The 20,046-nt window shown below is 70.9% G+C and carries 20 protein-coding genes; 6 read left to right on the top strand and 14 right to left on the bottom strand.

Annotated features, from left to right (window positions below; translation table 11 throughout):
* Positions 1–46: 46 nt before the first annotated feature.
* From ABEB00_RS03700 to ABEB00_RS03680, 5 genes are all read right to left on the bottom strand, one after another.
* Positions 47–592 carry a GNAT family N-acetyltransferase gene (locus ABEB00_RS03700; protein WP_345617389.1) on the bottom strand — a complete coding sequence of 182 codons (546 nt, stop codon included), beginning with the start codon at positions 590–592 and terminating at the stop codon, positions 47–49.
* Entirely contained in the window at positions 589–2,553 is a 1,965-nt protein-coding gene (locus tag ABEB00_RS03695) for a prolyl oligopeptidase family serine peptidase (RefSeq protein WP_345617388.1), read from the bottom strand. The genes ABEB00_RS03700 and ABEB00_RS03695 overlap by 4 nt, the downstream gene beginning before the upstream one ends.
* 4 nt (positions 2,554–2,557) lie before the next feature.
* Entirely contained in the window at positions 2,558–3,892 is a 1,335-nt protein-coding gene (locus ABEB00_RS03690; protein ID WP_345617387.1) for a M20/M25/M40 family metallo-hydrolase, read from the bottom strand.
* Positions 3,885–4,718 (bottom strand): M55 family metallopeptidase, encoded by an 834-nt coding sequence (locus ABEB00_RS03685; RefSeq protein WP_345617386.1) that lies wholly within the window; start codon positions 4,716–4,718, stop codon positions 3,885–3,887. Before ABEB00_RS03685 ends, ABEB00_RS03690 begins: the two co-directional genes overlap by 8 nt.
* A gap of 447 nt (positions 4,719–5,165) precedes the next feature.
* Positions 5,166–5,780, bottom strand: coding sequence for a ScbR family autoregulator-binding transcription factor (locus tag ABEB00_RS03680; protein ID WP_345617385.1), 615 nt, complete (start codon positions 5,778–5,780; stop codon positions 5,166–5,168).
* A gap of 67 nt (positions 5,781–5,847) precedes the next feature.
* Here ABEB00_RS03680 and ABEB00_RS03675 point away from each other — a divergent pair, with 67 nt between their 5' ends.
* Together ABEB00_RS03675 and ABEB00_RS03670 are read left to right on the top strand one after the other, a co-directional pair.
* Positions 5,848–7,005, top strand: coding sequence for a ScbA/BarX family gamma-butyrolactone biosynthesis protein (locus tag ABEB00_RS03675; RefSeq protein WP_345617384.1), 1,158 nt, complete (start codon positions 5,848–5,850; stop codon positions 7,003–7,005).
* Positions 6,999–8,165, top strand: a complete 1,167-nt coding sequence (locus ABEB00_RS03670; protein WP_345617383.1) for an acyl-CoA dehydrogenase family protein — start codon at positions 6,999–7,001, stop codon at positions 8,163–8,165. Before ABEB00_RS03675 ends, ABEB00_RS03670 begins: the two co-directional genes overlap by 7 nt.
* A 205-nt stretch (positions 8,166–8,370) precedes the next feature.
* Here the strand turns inward: ABEB00_RS03670 and ABEB00_RS03665 are convergent, their stop codons facing one another.
* Complete coding sequence (locus ABEB00_RS03665) at positions 8,371–8,925, bottom strand: TetR family transcriptional regulator (RefSeq protein ID WP_345617382.1); 555 nt, start codon at positions 8,923–8,925, stop codon at positions 8,371–8,373.
* 281 nt (positions 8,926–9,206) lie between these two features.
* The gene (locus tag ABEB00_RS03660; RefSeq protein ID WP_345617381.1) at positions 9,207–10,037 is read right to left on the bottom strand and encodes an HAD family hydrolase; all 831 of its coding nucleotides are present in this window, start codon (positions 10,035–10,037) and stop codon (positions 9,207–9,209) included.
* A gap of 172 nt (positions 10,038–10,209) precedes the next feature.
* Here ABEB00_RS03660 and ABEB00_RS03655 point away from each other — a divergent pair, with 172 nt between their 5' ends.
* The 3 genes from ABEB00_RS03655 to ABEB00_RS03645 are packed head-to-tail and all read left to right on the top strand — an operon-like array spanning position 10,210 to position 13,426.
* Positions 10,210–11,064, top strand: a complete 855-nt coding sequence (locus ABEB00_RS03655) for a thioesterase II family protein (RefSeq protein ID WP_345617380.1) — start codon at positions 10,210–10,212, stop codon at positions 11,062–11,064.
* Positions 11,030–12,211, top strand: coding sequence for an LLM class flavin-dependent oxidoreductase (locus ABEB00_RS03650; protein ID WP_345617379.1), 1,182 nt, complete (start codon positions 11,030–11,032; stop codon positions 12,209–12,211). Before ABEB00_RS03655 ends, ABEB00_RS03650 begins: the two co-directional genes overlap by 35 nt.
* A gap of 60 nt (positions 12,212–12,271) precedes the next feature.
* Positions 12,272–13,426 carry a Gfo/Idh/MocA family protein gene (locus ABEB00_RS03645; protein WP_345617378.1) on the top strand — a complete coding sequence of 385 codons (1,155 nt, stop codon included), beginning with the start codon at positions 12,272–12,274 and terminating at the stop codon, positions 13,424–13,426.
* Here the strand turns inward: ABEB00_RS03645 and ABEB00_RS03640 are convergent.
* On the bottom strand, positions 13,398–13,736 hold the full coding sequence (locus ABEB00_RS03640) for an ArsR/SmtB family transcription factor (protein ID WP_345617377.1): 339 nt from the start codon (positions 13,734–13,736) through the stop codon (positions 13,398–13,400). The genes ABEB00_RS03645 and ABEB00_RS03640 overlap by 29 nt on opposite strands.
* 222 nt (positions 13,737–13,958) lie before the next feature.
* Between ABEB00_RS03640 and ABEB00_RS03635 the strand changes: the two genes are divergently transcribed.
* On the top strand, positions 13,959–15,374 hold the full coding sequence (locus ABEB00_RS03635; RefSeq protein ID WP_345617376.1) for an MFS transporter: 1,416 nt from the start codon (positions 13,959–13,961) through the stop codon (positions 15,372–15,374).
* Positions 15,375–15,544: 170 nt separating this feature from the next.
* Here ABEB00_RS03635 and ABEB00_RS03630 read toward each other — a convergent pair whose 3' ends face one another.
* From ABEB00_RS03630 to ABEB00_RS03605, 6 genes are all read right to left on the bottom strand, one after another.
* Complete coding sequence (locus ABEB00_RS03630) at positions 15,545–16,189, bottom strand: AAA family ATPase (RefSeq protein WP_345617375.1); 645 nt, start codon at positions 16,187–16,189, stop codon at positions 15,545–15,547.
* A complete protein-coding gene (locus tag ABEB00_RS03625; protein ID WP_345617374.1) occupies positions 16,186–16,896 on the bottom strand; it encodes an HAD-IB family hydrolase in 711 nt (236 codons plus the stop codon). The genes ABEB00_RS03630 and ABEB00_RS03625 overlap by 4 nt, the downstream gene beginning before the upstream one ends.
* 77 nt (positions 16,897–16,973) lie before the next feature.
* On the bottom strand, positions 16,974–17,216 hold the full coding sequence (locus tag ABEB00_RS03620; RefSeq protein ID WP_345617373.1) for an acyl carrier protein: 243 nt from the start codon (positions 17,214–17,216) through the stop codon (positions 16,974–16,976).
* Between the two features lie 46 nt (positions 17,217–17,262).
* Positions 17,263–18,255 carry a beta-ketoacyl-ACP synthase III gene (locus ABEB00_RS03615; protein ID WP_345617372.1) on the bottom strand — a complete coding sequence of 331 codons (993 nt, stop codon included), beginning with the start codon at positions 18,253–18,255 and terminating at the stop codon, positions 17,263–17,265.
* Positions 18,252–18,956 (bottom strand): AAA family ATPase, encoded by a 705-nt coding sequence (locus ABEB00_RS03610; protein WP_345617371.1) that lies wholly within the window; start codon positions 18,954–18,956, stop codon positions 18,252–18,254. Before ABEB00_RS03610 ends, ABEB00_RS03615 begins: the two co-directional genes overlap by 4 nt.
* Positions 18,957–19,038: 82 nt before the next feature.
* Positions 19,039–20,010, bottom strand: coding sequence for an AvrD family protein (locus tag ABEB00_RS03605; RefSeq protein WP_345617370.1), 972 nt, complete (start codon positions 20,008–20,010; stop codon positions 19,039–19,041).
* Between the last annotated feature and the right edge of the window lie 36 nt (positions 20,011–20,046).

Genomic DNA, 20,046 nt, shown 5'->3' with positions numbered 1-20,046 from the left:
TCGGTCCCGTCGGATCGGTCCGTGGCCGGTGCCGGGTGGCCCCGGGTCAGCCGGGCGTGGCGTGCTCGGCGGTGAGCGCCCAGCGCTGGTGATCGCGCCAGGCTCCGTCGACGTGCAGCATCTTCGGGGAGAAGCCCTCCAGTTGGAAGCCGCAGGCGCGGGCCAGGGCGATGGAGGCGGCGTTGCCCGGCTGGACGTTGATCTCCAGCCGGTGCAGCCTCATCGGCCCGAAGGCGTGGCCGACGACGAGGCCGAGCGCCTCGCGCATCAGGCCGCGGCCCGCCGCGTGGGCGAAGGCGCCGTAGCCGAGCGCCCCGCTGAGGAAGCCGCCCCCGACGATGTTGTTGATGTTGATGAACCCGGCGAGGGAGTCGTCGTCCGTCTCGCAGACCAGGAACCCGGCCTTGGTCGGGTCCTCGATCAGCCGGCCCGCGTAACCCGCGTAGGCCGTGACACCGTCCGGCGGGAAGAGCCACGGATGGTGCAGGTCCTTGCTCTCCCGGGCCCGGGCGGTGAACTCGGGCCCGTCCGCCCGCGTGAAGTGGCGCAACCCCACGCGGGGGCCGGTGGCGAGATAACGGGACGCGCTCACTCGGTCAGCTCCAGGACCGGCACGTCCCGCACGTCGAGCCCGAACACCTGGGCGTAGAGGGAGAGTTCCGCCTCCAGGCCGCGGACCATGGTGGCCGCCCGCCGGAAACCGTGCCCCTCGCCCTCGAAGGCGAGGTAGGCGTGCGGCACGCCGCGCCCGGCGATCAGGGCGAGGAACCGCTCGCACTGCACGGGCGGGCAGATCACGTCGTCCAAACCCTGGAGCAGCAGGAACGGGGCGGTGATCCGGTCGGCGTGGGTGGCGGGCGAGCGCTCCGCGTACCGGGCGGGCACCTCGGCGTACGGGCCGATCAGCGACTCCAGGTACCGCGACTCGAAGTCGTGGGTCTCCCCCGTGCCCCAGCCGGTCAGGTCGAGGACGGGGTAGAGGATCGTGCCGCAGGCGAAGACGTCGGTCGAGGCGAGCGAGGCGGCGGTGGTCCAGCCGCCCGCGCTGCCGCCGCGCACCGCGAGCCGCGCCCGGTCGGCGGTGCCCTCGTCGGCGAGGGCCAGGGCGACGGCCGCGCAGTCCTCCACGTCGACCACACCCCACTGCTCGCGCAGCCGCTCCCGATAGGCGCGGCCGTACCCGGTGGACCCGCCGTAGTCGACCTCGGCGACGCCGATGCCCCGGGAGGTGAAGTAGGCGATCTCCAGGTCGAGGACGAGCGGGGACCGGCTGGTGGGCCCGCCGTGGACCCGGACGACGTACGGCGGCAGCTCGTCGCCGAGGGCGGCGCAGTCGGGGTGGTGCGGCGGGTAGACGTGCGCGTGGATCTCCCGCCCCTCGGGCCCGGTGAAGGTGCGGATCTGCGGTTCCGGGTAGTGGGCGGGGTCCACCGCGTCGTGGTGGGCGGCGCCGATCACCCGGGCGCGGCCGGTGCGGGAGTCCAGTTCCACCACCTCGTAGGCGCTGCGCGGGCTGGCGCCCACGGCGGCGATCCGCTCGCCGTCCGCGGCGAGACCGGGCGCGAACTCGGTCCAGGGCCCGGCCGCGTCGACGACCTCGCCGGTCTCGGGGTCGAGGACGCCGAGGGCGGTGGCGCCCCGGCCGTGCACGACGGCGATGAGACCGCTGGCCAGCGGGGCGAACCAGCGCAGGCCGAGTTTCCACAGCGGCCCGCCGAACTCCTCCTCGCGCGGGCACAGCGGCCGGCCGTCGCGGTACAGGTTCCACCAGCCGGTGCGGTCGGAGGCGTACAGCAGGGCGCCGTCGTACGCCCAGTCGACCTGGGCGATGGACTCCCCGGGTCCGCCGGCGACCGTCCGCGGCTCCCCGAGGACGCCTGCGTCCCCGACCTCGGCGACGAGGAGTTCGGTGCCGTCCCAGGGCATGCGCGGATGGTCCCAGGCGAGCCAGGCCGCGCGCCGCCGGTCCGGGGAGAGCCGGGGCCCGGTGACGAACCGGTGCCGCTCGGGCGTCAGTTCGCGGATCGCGGCGCGGTCCCCGGCGGCCGAACCGTCCAGCGGCACCGACGCGAGGACCCGGCGTACGTCGGTGGGGCCCTCGCCGGTGAACTCCTCCAGCACGCACCACACCTCGCCACGTTCCGGCAGCGGCTGCGGCTCCGCCCAGCGCAGCCCGCCGCCCACCGGCGACACGGGGGTGAGCGGGCGCGGTACGCCGTCCCCGTCGAGGCGGTAGAGCCGCTGGTCGGCGAAGTTCACGAAGACCACCAGCGGGCCGGCGGCCGTCACGGCCGCGCCCCAGGGCCGGCCGCCGTACTCGATGACGCGGCTGCGCACGTTCCACGGGGCGGGCAGCACCGGCACCGGGGTGCCGTCCGCGGTCCGCCGCACCAGCGCCCGCCGCCCGCCCTCCGCGGGCCTCGGCTCGGTCCACCACACCTCCTCGCCGACGAAGCCCACGTCGTCGGGGCGCCCGTCGTGCGCGGCGGCGAGCGCCGCGTCGATGGGCGAGGGCCACGATCCGTACGCCAGGGTCCGCACTTTCTCCCCCACTCTCCTAAGCCGTGCGCAGGAACCGGTCGAGGACCCGGACACCGAAGTGCAGCGCCTCCACCGGGACCCGTTCGTTCACCCCGTGGAACAGGGCCTGGTAGTCGTACCCCGCGGGCAGCTTCAGCGGCGTGAAGCCGTAGCCGGTGATGCCGAGCCGGGAGAACTGCTTGGCGTCGGTACCGCCCGACATGCAGTACGGCACCACCTGCCCCTCCGGCGCGAACTCCTCGACGGCCGCCCGCATCCGCGCGTACGTCGGTGTGTCCAGCGGCGCCTGGAGGGCGACCTCGCGGTGGACGAACTCCCAGTCCACGTCGGGCCCGGTGAGCAGGTCGAGGGTCTCGCGGAACTCGTCCTCGGCGCCCGCCAGGAAACGTCCGTCGATGTGGGCGGATGCCTCGCCGGGCACGACGTTGACCTTGTAACCGGCGTCCAGCATGGTCGGGTTGGCGCTGTTGCGGACGGTGGACTCCACCAGCTTGGCGGCCGGGCCGAGCTTCTCCAGCAGCACCTCGACGTCATCGGGGCCGGTGTCGGCGCCGGTGTCGATGCCGTACAGGGCGGCGAGTGCGGCGAGCGCCGCGTCCACCGTCGGGGTGGGCCGCGGCGGCCACCGGTGCTCACCGATACGGGTGACGGCCGCGGCGAGCCGGGTGACCGCGTTCTCCCGGTTCACCTTGGAGCCGTGGCCGGCCCGGCCGCGGGCGGTGAGCCGCAGCCAGCCGGTGCCGCGCTCGCCGGCCGCGATGGGGTAGAGCTGCCGTCCGGTGCCGTCGTGGAAGGTGAACGCCCCGGACTCGCCGACGCCCTCGGTACAGCCCTCGAACAACCCCGGGTGCCGGTCGGCGAGGAAACCGGACCCGTCCTCCGCGCTGGCCTCCTCGTCCGCGGTGAACGCGAGCACGATGTCCCGCCGGGGCCGTACCCCCTGCCGGGCCCAGCCGCGCACGACGGCCAGGATCATCGCGTCCATGTTCTTCATGTCGACCGCGCCGCGCCCCCAGACGACACCGTCGCGGACCTCCCCGGAGAAGGGGTGCACGCTCCAGTCCGCGGCCTCGGCGGGGACCACGTCGAGGTGGCCGTGGAGCAGCAGGGCGGCCGCGCCCGGATCGGTGCCCTCGACGCGGGCGACCACGTTGGTGCGGCCCTCGGTGCGCTCCAGCAGGGCCGGTTCGAGGCCGGCCTCGGCGAGCCGCGCGGCGGCGTACTCGGCGGCCGGGCGTTCCCGGCAGTCGCCGCCGCCCCGGTTGGTGGTGTCGATCCGGATCAGGTCGGAGGTGAAGCGGACGACCTCCTCCAGCGCCTGCCCGTCCGGGTCCCCGACGCGCTCAGCCATACTGCTCCTCCACCGCCGCCGAGGCGATCGTGGTGACCGCCTTGAAGGTCCGGATGGCCTCGTACATGGTGTCGTGGGTGTAGCCGACCTTGCGCTCGCCGGTCCGCGCCACGCCGGGCACCACCGTCGAGGCCGCCGCGAGGTGCTCGGCGTCGAACTCCACGGCCACGCTGAACGGCCCGCCGCGCACCGGCTCGTGCCGCACCGCGAGCGAGGCGGCCTGCTCGGCCGCGGCCCGGATGTCGGCGGCGGTACGGGACGGGGTCCGGCAGACCGCCGCGTACCGCGAGACATGGTCCTTGACCGCGACCTTCGGTGCCCCGGGCGCGTACCCGAGCGCGTCCTCGCAGGCCACGTCGTCGCCGGTGACCAGCACGACGGGCACCCCGTACTCGGCGACGACGTACGCGTTGAGGAGTCCCTCGCTGGCGCGTACGTCGTTCAGCCAGACGCCGGTGATCTGGTTGGGGAGGTAGGTATGGGCGAGCACACCCTCCATACCGGCGCCCGCGTGGTAGCCGAGGAAGGCAATTCCGTCCACGTCGCCGTGTTGCACGCCCTCCACCATGGACAGCGGCTTGTGCCGGCCGGTGAGCATCTGGACCCGGTCGTCGAGCTGTTCGAGGAGCAGGTTGCGCATGGTCGCGTGCGCCTCGTTGACGAGCACCTCGTCGGCGCCGCCGGCGAAGAAACCCAGCGCGGCGGCGTTGACGTCCGACGTGAACATCGACCGGCACCGCTCCCACTGCACCGCACCCGGCCGCACGTCGTCCGGCCACGTCACGCCGGTGGCCCCCTCCATGTCGGCACTGATCAGGATCTTCATGTGGAGGACGCTACAGGCCGCCGAATGGGCTGGCCAGAGACCACACCCCGGCCATGGCCCGGTACCGCTGCCGTCGTGCGGCCCGGCACCGGTGTCAGCCAGGAGACCTGCTCACCGGGCCGAGGTCTCGGCGGGCCGGTGGTGGCGTCTCGGCCACAGGGGCAGGAACGGCGTCCGCCGAGCCACCCCCGTCCACGCAGGTCTCACGAAAACGCCGCCTGCAGCCCGTCCGACGACATCGCGATCGTGCCGGCCGGTGCGCGAACTGCGCCGGTGTCACCCGGTGGCGCCTCTTGAACGCCCGGATGAAGAGGCGTCACGGCGACGGGTGCGCACGAGGTCGTCGACCACCCGGCCGGTGCACGGCCTCACCGGTGTCGTAGAACTCGCGCGTGCGAGGTGTGAGGTGCGGGATCGGCGAGAGGTGGCATCGGGACGCCGAACGTGTCAGGCACGGATCGCGTCGAACAGCAGATCGCGCACCTCCTGCCATCGGTTGACGATGTCGGCGCGGTGTTCGAGCACGTCGGAGATGTGCTGCATCCCGAAGAACCCGGCCACCAGGGCTCGGGCCGCAGCCGCCGGATCGACGCACTCCTTGATCTGGCCGTCGCGCTGCGCGTCGGCCAGGAGATCGGTGAGCAGCAAGGTCCAGTCGACGTAGGGGGGCGGGAGTTCCGCTTCGATGTGCGGGCGTTCCAACTGGAGCCGGGCGCCGGCCTGCACGACGATGTCGTCCCGGAAGGCGAGAGCAGCCTGGTCTAGCATGGCCGCCGCGGTGTCCAGGGCGGTCAGGCCCCGCGCCCTGATGTCCGCCAGGAGCGTCGGCCACTTCGCGTAGAGGTGTTCGACGACGGCGACCGCGAGCGCTTCTTTGCTGGGGTAATGGAAGTAGACGGCTCCCTTGGTCATTTCGACCCGTTCGGCCACGTCCTTCACGGAGGTGTGGCGAAAGCCGTTGGCCGCGAACAGCTCGGCGGCGGCGGTGAGAACCTGTGACTTGGTACGGGCCGCGCGGTCCTGCTGGGGCGTCGGTCCACGGCGTCCGGCAAATTGCTTCACCGCGAAAAGGGGCGTGCTGTCTGGGGTCGCAGCCGGACTGTTCGTCATCGGTTTCTACCCTTTCTGGATGTTCTGTTCCTTGCGTCGCGGCGGGCACGGAGCGGCTTCGGGCGACCATTGCAATATACCTTCCGGCGGGTATATTTTCGTGCGGCAGACCGTCGATCAAGGGAAGCCGACGCGCCTGTGCGCTCGGTTCCGTCCTGCGGAGGGGAATCACATGCACGATACGGTCGCGCCCGCCACTGCGCGCTGCCAGAGGGGCACCGCTCCCCGGTCCGTACCGGAGGCCCGGCTGTCCTTCACCGGCCCTCTGCCGCGAACCGCCGTGCACAAGGCCGCCGATGCGGAAGTGCTCCTGACGGATGCGAGACGGACCGGTGAAGACCGCTTCATGATCGCGGCCTTATGGCGGCGTGACCACTTCCTGCGCCACCGCGGCGCGGACGCCCCCAGCGACCCGTTCCTCCTGGTCGAATCGGTGCGCCAATCCTCGATCCTCCTGTCGCACCGTTTCTACGGCATCCCCGAGGACCATCACTTCGTCCTGTGCGGCCTCGACTTCGACCTCGAACACCCCTTACCGCCCCAGGGCGGCTCCCCGCTCCCCGTCCTGCTCGACGCCGTCTGCGTCCCGACCACCGGCAACCCGCGCCGGTTCGGCAGGCGTCTGGAGACGACGGTCCATGTGGCCGGCCTGCGCGTCGGGCGGGCCGGCCTCCACTGGGAGGCGATGGCACCCAAGAGTTATCAGCGGGTGCGCTTCCGCGGCGTCCCGACGGGAAGCGAAGGCTCCACGAGCGAGGTGCCGCAGGTGACACCGCTTCCTCCGACGTGGGTGGGTCACTGCCACGACCGGGACGTGCTGCTGGGCCGGGAACCGGACGGTGTCCAGGGCCCCGACACGTCCTGGCGACTGCGGATGAACCGCGATCATCCCGTCCTCTTCGACCACCAGTCGGATCACATACCCGGCATGCTCCTCCTCGAGGCGTTCCGCCAGGCGGCGCTCACCGGTGCGCCCCGAGTGACCGGTCCCTTCCTGCGACTGAGTGCCACCTTCACGTCCTTCGGCGAACTGGACCGCCCCGTGACGCTCCACGCACGTGCGGCGGCGGGGGAAGCGGGCGACGAGTGTCGCGGTGTCGACGTCATGGCGCTTCAGGAGGGCAGGGTTCTGGCATCCGCCGTTGTGCGCGGCGCGGGACGTGGTGCGACATGCTGAGTGCCGGTACCCGCGCCTCCCCGGACCTTAACGACGGGCTGACAGCGCTCCTCCAGAGCGCGCGGCGCGACGCGGCGCTCGTCGAGGAGCGCCGCGAACTGACCGACGATCTATCCGAAGGCATCACGCGAGCGGGCTTCACCCGTCACTTCGTCCCCCGTCGATGGGGCGGTGCCGCCGGCGACTTCACCTCGCTGCTCCGCTCGACGGCGAGCGTCGCGGAGGCGTGCGCCTCGACCGCCTGGTGCGCCGCCCTGTACGCGGCCCATGCGCGCCTTGCCGCCTACCTGCCCGAGGAAGCGCAGCGAGACCTCTGGGCCCACACCCCCGACGTGCGCATAGCCGCGTCGGTCGTGCCGCCGCAGGGCACCGCGACCGCCGTACCGGGCGGCTGGTCGCTCTCGGGGAGGTGGTCCTTCGCGAGCGGGGTCGCCCACGCCGACTGGGTGCTCCTCGCCAGTTGGACGCGGAGCGCCCCCTGCGGTGCGCACCCCGACGGACAGCGCGAACACCGGATCTTCGCTGTGCCGCGCGCGCACCTCACCATTGTGGACACCTGGCACACCCTCGGACTGCGGGGCACCGGCAGCAACGCGGTCCAGGCGGACGGGGCCCACGTGCCCGCCCACCGCTCCCTGCTCCTGACGGACCTCATCCCCGCGTCGGCCGGCGGCGCCCGCTGTCACGCGGTGCCCTTTCCCATGGTCGCCGGGCTGCAGTTCGCGGCCCCGATTCTGGGTGCGGCCCGCGGGGCGCTGCAGGCCTGGGTCCGCGGCAGCAGGGAACGCGAAGGCTCCGGCAGCCAGGAGGTGCCGGCATCCGCGAAGTTCCAGCGGGCGCTGGCCCGTAGCTCCGGCGAGATACAGGCGGCGCAACTGCTCCTGGAACAGGCGGCCCACCGCGCGGACCACGAGACGCCCACGGCGCTGAACATCGCGGAGAACCAGCGAAACGCGGCGATGGCGGCTGAATGGTGCGCCCGGGCCGTCGACAGACTTTTTCGCGTACAGGGAGTACGCGGCCAGGCCGAAGGTGATCCCGTGCAACGCCACTGGCGTGATGTCACCGCGGCGGCGGGGCACGCCACGCTGGGGTTCGAGATGGCGGCGACAGCGTACGCCCAGGCGGTGTTCGACCGGACGGCGCCGCCTGGGGCGTGATGCTCCCCGCTTCCGCGCGCCGGTGGCCGGCCCGGCGCCTAAGGAGCGGGCCCTCGCGACCCCCCGCTCACCCCGGCCCGCGCTCCGTGCGCGTGGGTCGGTGCCGCGCCGACCACGGTCCGCCGGCGCGGCGAGCCGCCCGGAGTCTGCCCCGCGGTGACTGCCGCGCGCCTGAGCAGCCGCCTCATGGCTCGCCAGGCATCCGTCAGGTGCTCTCGCCGAGCCCCAGTGATTCCATCACGAGCTGCCAGACCTGGTCGCCCGCGTCGAGGGGCCGATCCTGGAGGCCCTGCCCCCGTTGCGGCGCGAAGGCCAGCCCGTAGACGACCGTCAGAAGCAGGTGCGCGACGATCTGCGGTGACTGAGCGGCCAAGGGCGAAGTCCGGGGAGCCTCGCTGCGGGCCCGGTCCGCCGCAGCCGTGATGGTACCGCGCATGTGAGCCAGCAGTTCGGGGGCGCCGCCCGTGGCCCGGGAACAGTCGGCGGCGAGCCGGACCGTGGCACGGAAGCGGGTGTCGATCCGCATCTGGCGGCCGACGGCCACAGCGAGGTCCTTCAGCGACAGTTCGTCCGCCGACTCGGAGCGGTGCAGGGTGGCCCAGGTCCTGGCCGACTCGCTGACCAGGGCATCGGCGAGTGCCCTTTTGGAGGGGAAGTGCCCGTAGAGGGCCCCCTTGGTCATCCCGGTGCGGGTGGCGACGATGGCGAGATTGGTCGCGGCGTACCCGTGCAGCGCGAACTCTTCGGCGGCCGCGTTCATGATCTGGTCTCGGGTTCGGATGGCTCTCGCTTGTTTGATCAATGCCGGATTCCTTCCGTGCCGGAAGCTGCGTCTCCAGGTAACATGCCTGAAGGAATGTTATCTGGGTGAGGCCTCGTCCACGCACCGGCCCCGCTACCCCTGATGCTCAGCCGCCCCGCCCGAGCGCCCGCCCGGGTGGGGCATGCGGGCTGCACGGAAGGCCGTCGCACGCCCGCCCCCTCGCGGCCCGGTTCCGGGCCGGGCGGCGACCTCCCGCCGCCCGGCCCGGCCCGACCCGCTCAGGCCGGCGGGTTCCCTCCCGATGCCGCCACGCCGACATGCTCCTCGCGGCGGTCGCCGGCGACGGGACGGACCATCCGGCGCCCGTCCCCGAAGCTGTCCGAAAGCACTGGCCACCCCCCTTGCCGGGCATGGTGGAGCAGCACGGGGTCCTCACCCACGACCGCCGCGTTGCCCACCGCTTGCAGCATGGCCAGGTCGCTGGCGTGATCCCCGTAGGCGAAGCAGTCCTCCGCCGCCACACCGAGGCGCTCCCTCAGCTCTGTGACAGCCCGGCCCTTGTCCGCGCCAATCATCGTGCGGGTCACGCCGCCCGTGAGCAGGCCGTCGTCGTCCACCTCCAGTTCTGTGCACAGCACCCGCCCGACGCCCAGGGCCTCCGCCACCGGATCCACGAACGGGTGGGCCGACCCGGAGACGAGCACCACGGTGTGCCCGGCGCGGCGGTGCCCGGCCAGTGCCTCGACCCCGGCGGTGACGTAGGGGGCGGGCCGGGAGGCGAAGTCCGTGTACCAAGCGCGCCCGGCTGCCCGCAGAGCGGTGAGCGAGACGCCCGCGTAGAGCCGGTAGTACGCGCGGTTCATCTCGGCCCGGCCGGCTCCCCGCCGGTCCAGCTCGGCCAGTTCCTCGACGCCGGCCCGGCCGCGCGTCCACCCCGCGGGGGCGCCGGTGTGCGCGCGGGGCGACGGCCAGAGGCCGTCCGGAGCGTGACGGAGGAAGTCGATCATGCTTTTGCCTGATATGAGCGTCTCGTCCACGTCGAAAAAGGCCAGCCGGCGTGGAATGGCGGGCCGGGCCGGGGCCGGGTCCCGTAGTCGCTTCTGATACATCGAGCCTCTCGCGTTCGGATGCGGATTCACTGGCGGCGGCAGGACGCCCCCGAGGCCGAAGGAGCCCTCGGGCCACCGAAGCCGACCCGCCCAATTCCCGTGAAACTGGTGGTGTTACTACTAGGAGAAGCTGACTCTTTTGCCGTGAGCGCCATGAGCATATGTTCGGTGCATGGTATCGACCAGCCTCACGGAGGCCGTCGCGCGAGCCGCGAAGAGCTCTGGTGAACCGCTGCGCCTTTTCTGTTTCCACCATGCGGGCGGCCACGAGAAGACTTCCTTTATGGGGTGGCAGCGAACGCTGGGGGACCTGGCTGAGATAGTGCCCGTCAGGTTGCCGCGCGACGACGTCCTGGTACCCGCAGGCCGCGGCGCCGACTCTCCGGACGTGGCACGGATGATCGAGCGCATCAACGCGGAGATGAGCCCCGGCGCCGGCACACCCCATGTCTTCTACGGGCACAGCATGGGAGCGCTGATCGCCTACTGGCTGACGCGTCTGCGTCAGAAGCTGGCCCTGCCGCTGCCCGAGCGGCTGCTGGTCGGAGCCTATCCCGGGCCGCATCTTCCCCACCGGCTGGCGGGGGCGACCCGCCTGCCGGACAAGGAGTTGCGCGCACTCCTGCCGACGCAGCCCGCACACCGCTCCCGGGCGGTGCGCGAGGCGCTGGAGCGAAGCACGGTGGCGCGGCTCCGTTCACATCTGGGAATCTGTGACGGCGCCGCATCCGTACCGGGTGGCGGGACAGTGGCGTCCCCACCGGCCGCAAGCCGCCCGCTGGCCTGCCCCATCGAGGTCTTCACGGGAAAGACCGACACGATGGTCACGGCGGCCGAGGCCGCCGCGTGGCGGCTGCACACCCGGGCAGGCTGCCGCGTTCACCAGATGCCTGGCGGTCATTTCTTCACGCGCGACTCCGCAGAATCGAAGAACGCGTTCTTCACGCGTCTCGCGACCATACTCGCGGAGTGTGCACCCGTGGCGTCCGAGGATGCCCGAAATCGGCAGCACCGTATGGCGTCCTGATATTCATCTCCCTTTGGAGGGATTCGTGTACCCCGAAAACCTTGAGTTCGGCGCATTCCTTTCCCCGATGCACCCCATGGGGGAAGATCCGACCCTCCAGTTCGAGCGGGACCTCGAACTGGCCGAACACCTCGACCGGCTGGGTTACAAGGAATTCTGGGTCGGCGAGCATCACTCGATGGGCTGGAACACGATCGGCAGCCCCGAACTGATGGTGGCGGCGGCGGCGAGCCGCACCAGCCGTATCACCCTGGCGACCGGGGTGACCACCCTTCCGTATCACCACCCCTTCATGGTGGCCAGCCGCGCGGTGCACCTCGACCACCTGACCCGGGGCCGGTTCGTCCTGGGCGTGGGCGCAGGCGGCATCCCCACGGACGCCCGCATGATCGGCCGTGAGATGAGCGAGTTGCGCGGCGCCTTCGGCGAGGCACTGGAGGTGGTCGTCGCACTCGTCAACGGCGAGGAGCGGGTGACGAGGAAGACCTCGTGGTTCACCTTGCGGGACGCCAAGCTGCAATTGTCGCCCTATGGGCCGGAAGGACTGGAGATCGCCGCCGCCAGCGTCGCGTCCGGCAACAGCATGCGGCTGGCCGGGCGCCACGGGATCAGCACCGTCTCGTTCGGCGCACCGAGGCCCGGCCACCCCCGCCCCGACATGCACACCCAGTGGGCTTACGCGGAGGAGTCCGCGGCCGAACACGGGAAGAGCGTCGACCGCAAGAACTGGCGCATCACGCTGCCCGTCTACGTCGCCGAGAGTCGCGAACAGGCGCTGCGCGACGTCCGCGCGGGCTACGACCGCTGGGCTTACGGATACTGGGGCGGCATCCGCGGTCTGGACGTGAGCGTGGCGGGGGTCGACCGGGCACAGGCACTGGAGGGCGCCATCGAGGCCGGCAGTGTCCTGGTGGGTTCCGTGGACGACGTGATCGGCGGGATCCAGCGGCTGCGCGAGGAGGTCGGGGGCTTCGGCACCCTGCTGGTCTATGCCCAGGACTGGGCCGACTGGGACAAGACCAAGCGCAGTTACGACTTGCTGGCCCGCCATGTGGCTCCCCACTTCAGCGGCTCGACCAAGCGACTGTACGAAGCGGTCAGTTGGTACCAGGACAACCGCGACCTCTTCCCGCAGCTCATCCCGTAGTCCGCCCCGGTCCGCCCCGGCGCCCACCGGGGCGGACCCTGCTGCCCGGATGGCGAGCACATGACCCACCACCCCCTTGGCGTCGGAGTGATCGGCGCCTCACCCGACCGCGGCTGGGCGGCGGCGGCGCACCTGCCCGCGCTGCTGACGCTGCCCCAGTACGAGGTGGTGGCCGTCGCCACCACGCGTGCGGACAGCGCGCGAGAAGCCGCGCGCAGATACGGTGCCGCCCACGCCTTCACCGATGCGAGCCGTCTCGCGCGGCATCCCGATGTCGACGTGGTGGCGGTCGTCGTCAAGGTTCCTCACCATCTGGAGCTGGTCGCCACGGTTCTCGAGGCGGGCAAGCACGTCTTCTGCGAGTGGCCCCTGACGGCGACCTCGGATGAAGCCGCGCGGCTCACGTCGCTCGCGGCGTTCGCCGGCGTGCGCGCGGCCGTCGGTTTCCAGGGCAGATGGGCACCGGTGGTGGTGCGGGCGCGCGAGTTGCTGGCCTGCGGGCACATAGGGCGACCGGTGTCCGTGACCGCCTACGCGGCCCGTTCGGTGGCCGCCGGTGCCCGGCTGCCCCGCGAGCTGGCCTACACGGTGGACGCGGCCGGTGCGGCCGGGGCCCTGGAGGTGGCCGGCGGCCACCTGCTCGACACCCTCCAGTTCCTGCTGGGCGAACTGGTGTCGGTGTCGGCGAGACTGGCCACGCAGCACCGGCGGATCCTGCTGGACGACGGGCACACGGTGGAGGCCACCAGCCCGGACCACCTCGGCCTGCACGCGTCGTTCGCCAACGGGGCGATGTGTGTGGCGCATGTGCACGACGCCAAGGCGTCGGGCGCCCGCACATGGATCGAGGTTTCCGGGACGGAAGGCGAACTCGTCATCGAATCGGCGGGCGCCGACGCCGATCGGGGCCCGCAGATCGGCGCTCTGACCCTGCGCGCGGCCCGCGGCACGGCCGCGCGCCTCGAACCCCGAACGCCCGAGGAGGCGAACTGGCCGGGGCCGCACGCCGCCGCCCGGTACAACATCGCCGCCCAGTACGCGGCCTTCGCCGAGGACATCCATCAGGGCGGGAGCCGGGCGGCGAGCTTCGCCGACGGACTGGCCGTGCACCATCTGCTCGACGCGCTGCGTCTCTCCGACCGGTCGGGACGCCGGATCGACCGCCTGACGGGCCCGCGGGCCCCCCTCAGCTCTCCGTGGCCGACGACGCGCTGACGACGGCCTCGAGCAGTCCGGGGAAGCGCTGTGCGAGATCGTCGGCGCGCAGCTCGTTCATGCGCGAGGTGCCGACGTAGTACTGGCGGATGACACCGGCGTGGCGCAGAACCTTGAAGTGGTGGGTGCCGGTGGAGCGCGACACCGAGATGTCGAAGGTGCCGCATGCCATCTCGCCGCTCTTCTGGGCGAGTTGACGCACAATGCTGCGGCGCACCGGGTCCACTAGTGCTTCCAGCACACCTTGCAGGGTGATGGCGCTCGCGTCGGGATGGTCCGTGATGCGTTCTGTGGCGGTCCGTGCGGTCACGGCTGCGCACCTCCTACCTCGGCTCCGCCCATCCTACTACGGCCTCCGTAATACGTTGACATATATCAAAGGTTGACAGTCGTCAACGTATGGAGTTCAGTGGTCGAGGTACGCGCCGGAAGGCCCAAGTCTGCCCACGCGTCGTGCAGTTGAGCGGTTGCGCCGCTCCCCCACGGCCCCTACGCGGGCACACCCCGCCCCGACCTCCGCAGGAGAAGACAGATGCCCTCAGCTCACCCCGCAGTGACCCACGCTCCGGTGCCGGAGAAACGCGAGACACCAAGCGGCCTGAAGATCACGGCACTGGCCACGGGATTCGTCATGGCGACCCTGGACGTCACCGTGGTCAACGTGGCCGGCGCCACCATCCAGGAGAAGCTGCAGACCACCCTGACGCAGCTCACCTGGATCGTCGACGGCTACGTGCTGACCTTCGCCTCGCTCCTGATGCTCGCCGGCGGCCTGGCCAACCGGGTCGGCGCGAAAAAGATCTACCTGTGGGGGATGGCGGTCTTCTTCGTCGCCTCGCTCACCTGCGCCCTGGCGCCCAACCCCGAAACCCTGATCGCGGCCCGCCTGGTCCAGGGCGCCGGCGCGGCCCTCTTCATGCCCAGCTCCCTGTCGCTGCTGGTCTTCTCCTTCCCGGAGAAGCGGCAGCGCACGAAGATGCTGGGCCTGTGGTCGGCGATCGTGGCCACCTCGTCCGGACTGGGCCCCACCGTCGGCGGACTGATGGTGAGCGCGTTCGGCTGGGAGTCCATCTTCCTGCTGAACCTGCCGATCGGTGTGATCGGTATGTACATGACCTACCGCTACATCGCACCCGTCGAGACCCGCGCCACGCGACTGGCCGTCCCCGGTCACCTCACCTGGATCGTGCTCCTCGCCGCCGTCAGCTTCGCCCTCATCGAAGGCCCTCAACTGGGCTGGACCGCAGGGGCGCTGGCCGCCGCCTACGTGGTCGCCGCGGCGGCCGCCGCCACCCTCCTGGTCCGCGAACGCCGTGCGACCCACCTCGTGATGCCGTGGCTGCTCTTTCGCCATCCCGGTTTCGCGGGCGCCAACATCGTCGGCTTCCTCTTCAACTTCGCCCTGTTCGGGTCGACGTTCATGCTCGGGCTCTACCTCCAGCACGCCCGCGGGGCGTCCCCGTTCGAGGCCGGACTGGAACTGCTCCCGATGACGATCTTCTTCCCGGTGGCGAACATCGTCTACTCGCGCATCTCCGCCCGATTCTCCAACGGCGCTCTCCTGACGGCGTTCCTGCTGCTCGCGGGCTTCGCCTCGCTGACGATGGTCACCATCTCCCCGGACACTCCCTACTGGGTGCTGGCCGTCGCCGTGGGCGTCGCGAACATCGGCGCGGGCATCATCTCGCCCGGGATGACAGCGGCGCTGGTCGACGCCGCCGGCCCGGAACACGCCAATGTGGCCGGCTCGGTGCTCAACGCCAACCGCCAGATCGGCTCGCTGGTCGGGATCGCCGTCATGGGCGTCGTCCTCAACTCCCTCTCCGACTGGAACCAGGGCGCCGCGCTCTGTTTCCTCGCCGTGGCCATCGCTTACCTTCTGGGCGGCCTCGGCGCCTGGCGGCTCATCGCGCGCCCCGAGCGGCGGTCGGCCGCGACCGCCGTCTGAGCCGCTCCGCCCGGGGCGCGCTCCCGCCCGACACGGGTGGGGCCCGGTCCGCGACAGCGGACCGGGCCTCACCACGCGGACCGTGCCCGCCTTCGACGCCGCAAGGTGGCCCGCCCGGCGGCCGGGGGAAGCGGCCTCGTCGAACCGGCCCGCAGCCACCGAGGCCGAGGTCAGCGCAGTCCGCGTTCCGGAGGTACGCAGGCGGCGATCAGACGGCGGCACTCCTGTAGCCGCTCCTCATGGCCGCCCGCGACGACATGGACCGGAATGTCCGCCCGGCTCAGCTCGTCGAGGAGCAACCGGTCGGAGATCTCGCGGAAGGCTTCACTGATCGGGCTCGGCCTGTCGGCCAACGGCACCTCCACCGGGAGGTGCACCACCAGATCGTAGTTCTCCTGGGCATGGCACAGGGCCAGTTGTCCGAGCTGGTGGGCGACCTCCTCGAACGCGGTCCTCGTCCCGGACCGGCGGACGGCCGCAAGACACGCGTGCCCGTCGGGAAAACGCCCGAGTGCCAGCCGCACCGTCGCGTAGACCCACTCGTGAAGAACGGAGCCGTCCGAGAGGAACCCTCGCGGCAGGAGGGCCTCACCCACCCGGCGTTCGGTGAACCGGCGCACCGTCAATTGGAGCAACTCCGCTTCACCGCAGTCCTCCAGCGACTTCCCTGACGCCCCGAGAGGATCACGCATGGCACTGCCATGGGTCCGAGGCAGACCCGTGGTCTGCGCGAGGCGGGTCGTCAGGGTGGTCTTGCCATTGCCGTAGGCGCCGACGAAGGCGACCCGCGGGCCCTTGTACCGCACCGTTGTCACGGTCGAATCCTGTCTGTGAGGGTAGCGGGCCGCCGGCCGCCCGGCAGCCGGCGCCACCCGTGTCGTGCCGCATGGCCCGCCAGCTCGCTGTCGTCACCCACGACGACCGGATGCCCGACCAGTTCCATGTAGGGCACGTCGGAGATGTGGTCGCCGTAGGCATGGCTCCGCTCCAGGTCCAGGCCGCGCCGGCCGGCCAGGCGGCGTACGGCGTCGGCCTTGGCCGCGCCGATCATCGGTGTGCCGATCGCACCGGTGAGCAGCCCCGCCCTCACCTCGGGCCGGGAGCAGAGCAGCACATCGGCCCCGAGATGCTCCGCGACGGGGTCCAGACATGCGGGGAACGACCCCGAGACCAGCACCACCAGATCTCCGGCGGCGGCATGGGAACGGCATGCGGCGAGAGCCGGTTGCACGAAGAAACCAGGACGGCCGGTCCGGCGCGCGAACCACTCGGCCCCTTCCTCGGCGAGAGCGGAAACCGGGACACCGGCATACATCTCGTAATAGGCAGTACACCGCCGGGCCCGGTCCGCGCCGCTCCGCGCCATGTCACCGAGCCGGCTCCGGAAGACCGGGTACTCCTCGGAGCGCCCGCGAACGTCCAGATGATGGGCGAGAAAATCAAACATCGTTGTGGTGTCGACCAGGGTGCCGTCGACATCGAAGAAGGCCGCGGCGCGAGTGGCGCGCCTCGTGAGGTTCATCAGTGCTCCCCCTCGCGATCGGGCGGGAGAGGTATGCCGCCCTCCCGCCCGGACAGGTGCCGGCTCTGTTGTGTCTGTCAGACCGCGAGCGCCCGTGTCTTGCTGTTCACCAGAGCCGCGGTCGCCTCGATGGTCTCCGCTTCGGCCAGTTCCTCGTCGGTGACCTCCACGCCGTAGTCGCGTGTGAGGATCACGGCGAGTTCGACCAGGACGAGCGAGTCGAACTCCAGGGACTCGAAGTCGGTCGCTCCGGAGATCTCCTTGCCCTCCACGTCGAAATACGTTCCGATCAGCGCGCTGATCTGCTGCGTAGTAATCATCTCGCCTCACAAATGGATGTCATTCCGTCGTTTATTTCCCTGCGGTCTACAGAGCCGGAACGTCGGGCCACACCAGTGCGGACGACCCCCAGGTGACACCGCCGCCGAAAGCGCTCAGGAGTACGCGGTCCCCGGGGACCAGATTGCCGTCCGTGACGGCACGGGCCAGGGCGAGCGGTATGGAGGCTGCCGACGTGTTGCCGACGCGGTCCATGTCGATGATCACCCGGTCGCTCTTCACCCCGAGACCGTCAGCCACCGCGCGCAGGATCCGGGCATTGGCCTGATGGCCCACGAACCAGTCGACGGTTCCCGCGGTCCATCCCGCTTTCTCCAACAGGGCTTCGGCCGATTCGGTCATCCGGTCGACCGCGTGCCGGAACACCGGCTTTCCCTGCATCGTGAAGTAGGAACCCGCCGGGTCGCCTTTCGAGGTCCGCTGCCGAGAGCCGCCGTCGGGGATGATGATGAGGTCCTTCAGTGAACCGTCACTGCCCAGATCGAAACCGAGGAAGCCGCCCGGCGCACCGGGTCCCGCCGCCCGGAGTACCGCGGCACCGGCACCGTCGCCGAAGATGACGGAGGTGCTCCGGTCGCCGGGGTCGAGGATCGTCGAGTACGTCTCGGCGCCGATCACCAGGACACGCGCCGCCAGATCGGCGGCGATGTGGGCGGCGGCGCAGGCCAGCCCGTACACGAAACCGCTGCACACGGCAGCGACGTCGAAGGCCGGAACGGTACCGAGCCCCAGCCGGCTTGCCACGTCCGGTGCTGTGGCGGGACACGCGTGATCGGGCGTGGTCGTTGCCACGATCACCATGTCGACGGCGTCGCTCCCCGCCGACCTCAGGGCGTTGCGCCCCGCCTCGACGGCGAGATCGCTGGTGGCGACGCCCGCACTCCAGAAGCGCTGCGCTATACCCGTGCGCGACCGGATCCACTGGTCGTCGGTGTCCAGCGTGCGGGACAGCTCCTCGTTGGTGACCCGCCGGGAGGGCAGCGCCGTGCCCAGACCGGCCAGGGCCGCGATCGCGGTCATGCCACCGCGACCGGCGCGCGGTCGGTCTCGCTGGTCGTGTCGATTTTCGCGTAGTCCGCCTTGGCACGCGAAATGGCCTCCTCGATCGACATCTGCGGAGTGAAACCGTAGATGTCGACGATCTTCTTCAGGCGCTCGGGAACCGTGCCCCCGACGATGTGCACCGGTATCCCTAGCTCGTTGATGTTCTTCAGCAGCATCTCGTCGGCCAGCAGGCGGAACCGCTCGCTGACCGGCCGGTGCCCGTCCTCGACGATGGGGAACTCCACGGGCAGGTGCACGAACGAGTCGTAGGACGCCTTGGCGTGCTGCCGGGCCGGGATGCCCATCTTCTCCATGACCTGTGCGTAGAAGCGGATCTCGTCGGTCATCTCGACGTTCTCGAGGTTCACCGACTCGTTGGGGTTGATGCCCACCAGCACCCGCACGGTTCCGTAGGACCACTCGTGCAGGGAGGAGCCGTCCGAGACGAACCCGTGGCGCAAGTGACTCTCGTTGACGGCGCGTTCCTGGTTGCGGCGCATGATCAGCATGATGATCTCCGCCGCGGTGCACTCCTCCAGCGTCTTGCCCGGCACGGAGATCGGCAGCAGCTCACGCATGGTCTTGGCGGAGCTGCGCGCCAGGCCGGTGAGATGGGACACGGCCATGGTCGTCAGGGTCTTGCCGACCGAATAGGTGCCGGAAATGGCCAGATTCATATCGTTTCCCTCTTCTTGGATTCCGGGATTCGTGGATTTGTGGGATGTGTGGATCTGTGGGATGTGTGTATTCGCGAAGGGGCTACGGAAGACGGTGTGCGACAGAGCAGCGCATCCCGATACCACGCAAGTCGCCGACAATGTCCGCGGAGCGCCAGACCTCGCCCCGGCTGTTGGTCAGCCGCCGGCTGCGCTCCAGCCGGACGGCGGTGTCGTCGGACGCGGACAGCGCGGCACGCGCCGGATCCAGGTCCAGAACGGTCTCGCGCATCCAGAGCGTGTTCGAGCGGGACCGGGGCACCTGGTCCAGCGCGTAGAGCAGCACCTGCCCGAGCTGCAGCCCGACAACGAACGCGTCGATGGGGGACGCGCAGTTTCGAAGACCCGCCTCCAGCCCCGCCGCAGGGGCGTGCACCGCCTCGTCGATGCGGACCGCGGCGCTCGCGCTGCCCGCTGCCAGATCGAGTTCCACGTCTTCGACGAACTGCCGGCGCGTGGTGAAACCCGTACCGAACAGGCGGGTGTGCGGAGCACCGAGCGTGGTCCGTTCCGATGAGCAGCGCACCGGAAGCGAAGCAGGCCGTGCAGCGCGCCCGTGCCGAACAGCGCAGGTCATGCGGAGAGTTCCCACCCGGCACTCCATCGTGCTGACGAACCGGCCGCTCTCGCCGGCGGCGGGTGCGGTGCCGGCCAGTCGGGCACTCGCGGGGAATCCCGCCAGGTCCTCCTCCACCGGAGTGGTGCCCGCCTTGATCCTGACCCGGAGCAGGACCGCCTCCGACTGCTCCCGCGCGGTGAGTCCCACCGCGTCCGCGAGGAGGATCTCGCACAGTTGCGCGCCGATGACGAGGACGTCCACGGTCGAGAGGTGCGGCCGCTGGTCCGTATCGCCTTTGCGTGACCAGTTGGAGGGGTAGCGCACCCGCACGGCCGCATCGGCCCGGGCCGGCTGGCCCTTTTCCTGCGTAACGGTAATGTCGCGGAGTTTATGCTCGGCGCGTTTGTAACCTTCACCGAAGAATCGTTTGCTCCGTGGCCCGAGTACATCGTCCACGGACCGGTGGAATACCTTTGATGGCGCAGTCGTACT

The organism is Streptomyces ziwulingensis (assembly GCF_039542605.1).
GTDB lineage: Bacteria > Actinomycetota > Actinomycetes > Streptomycetales > Streptomycetaceae > Streptomyces > Streptomyces ziwulingensis.
This window is presented reverse-complemented; position numbering and strand designations above follow the sequence as displayed.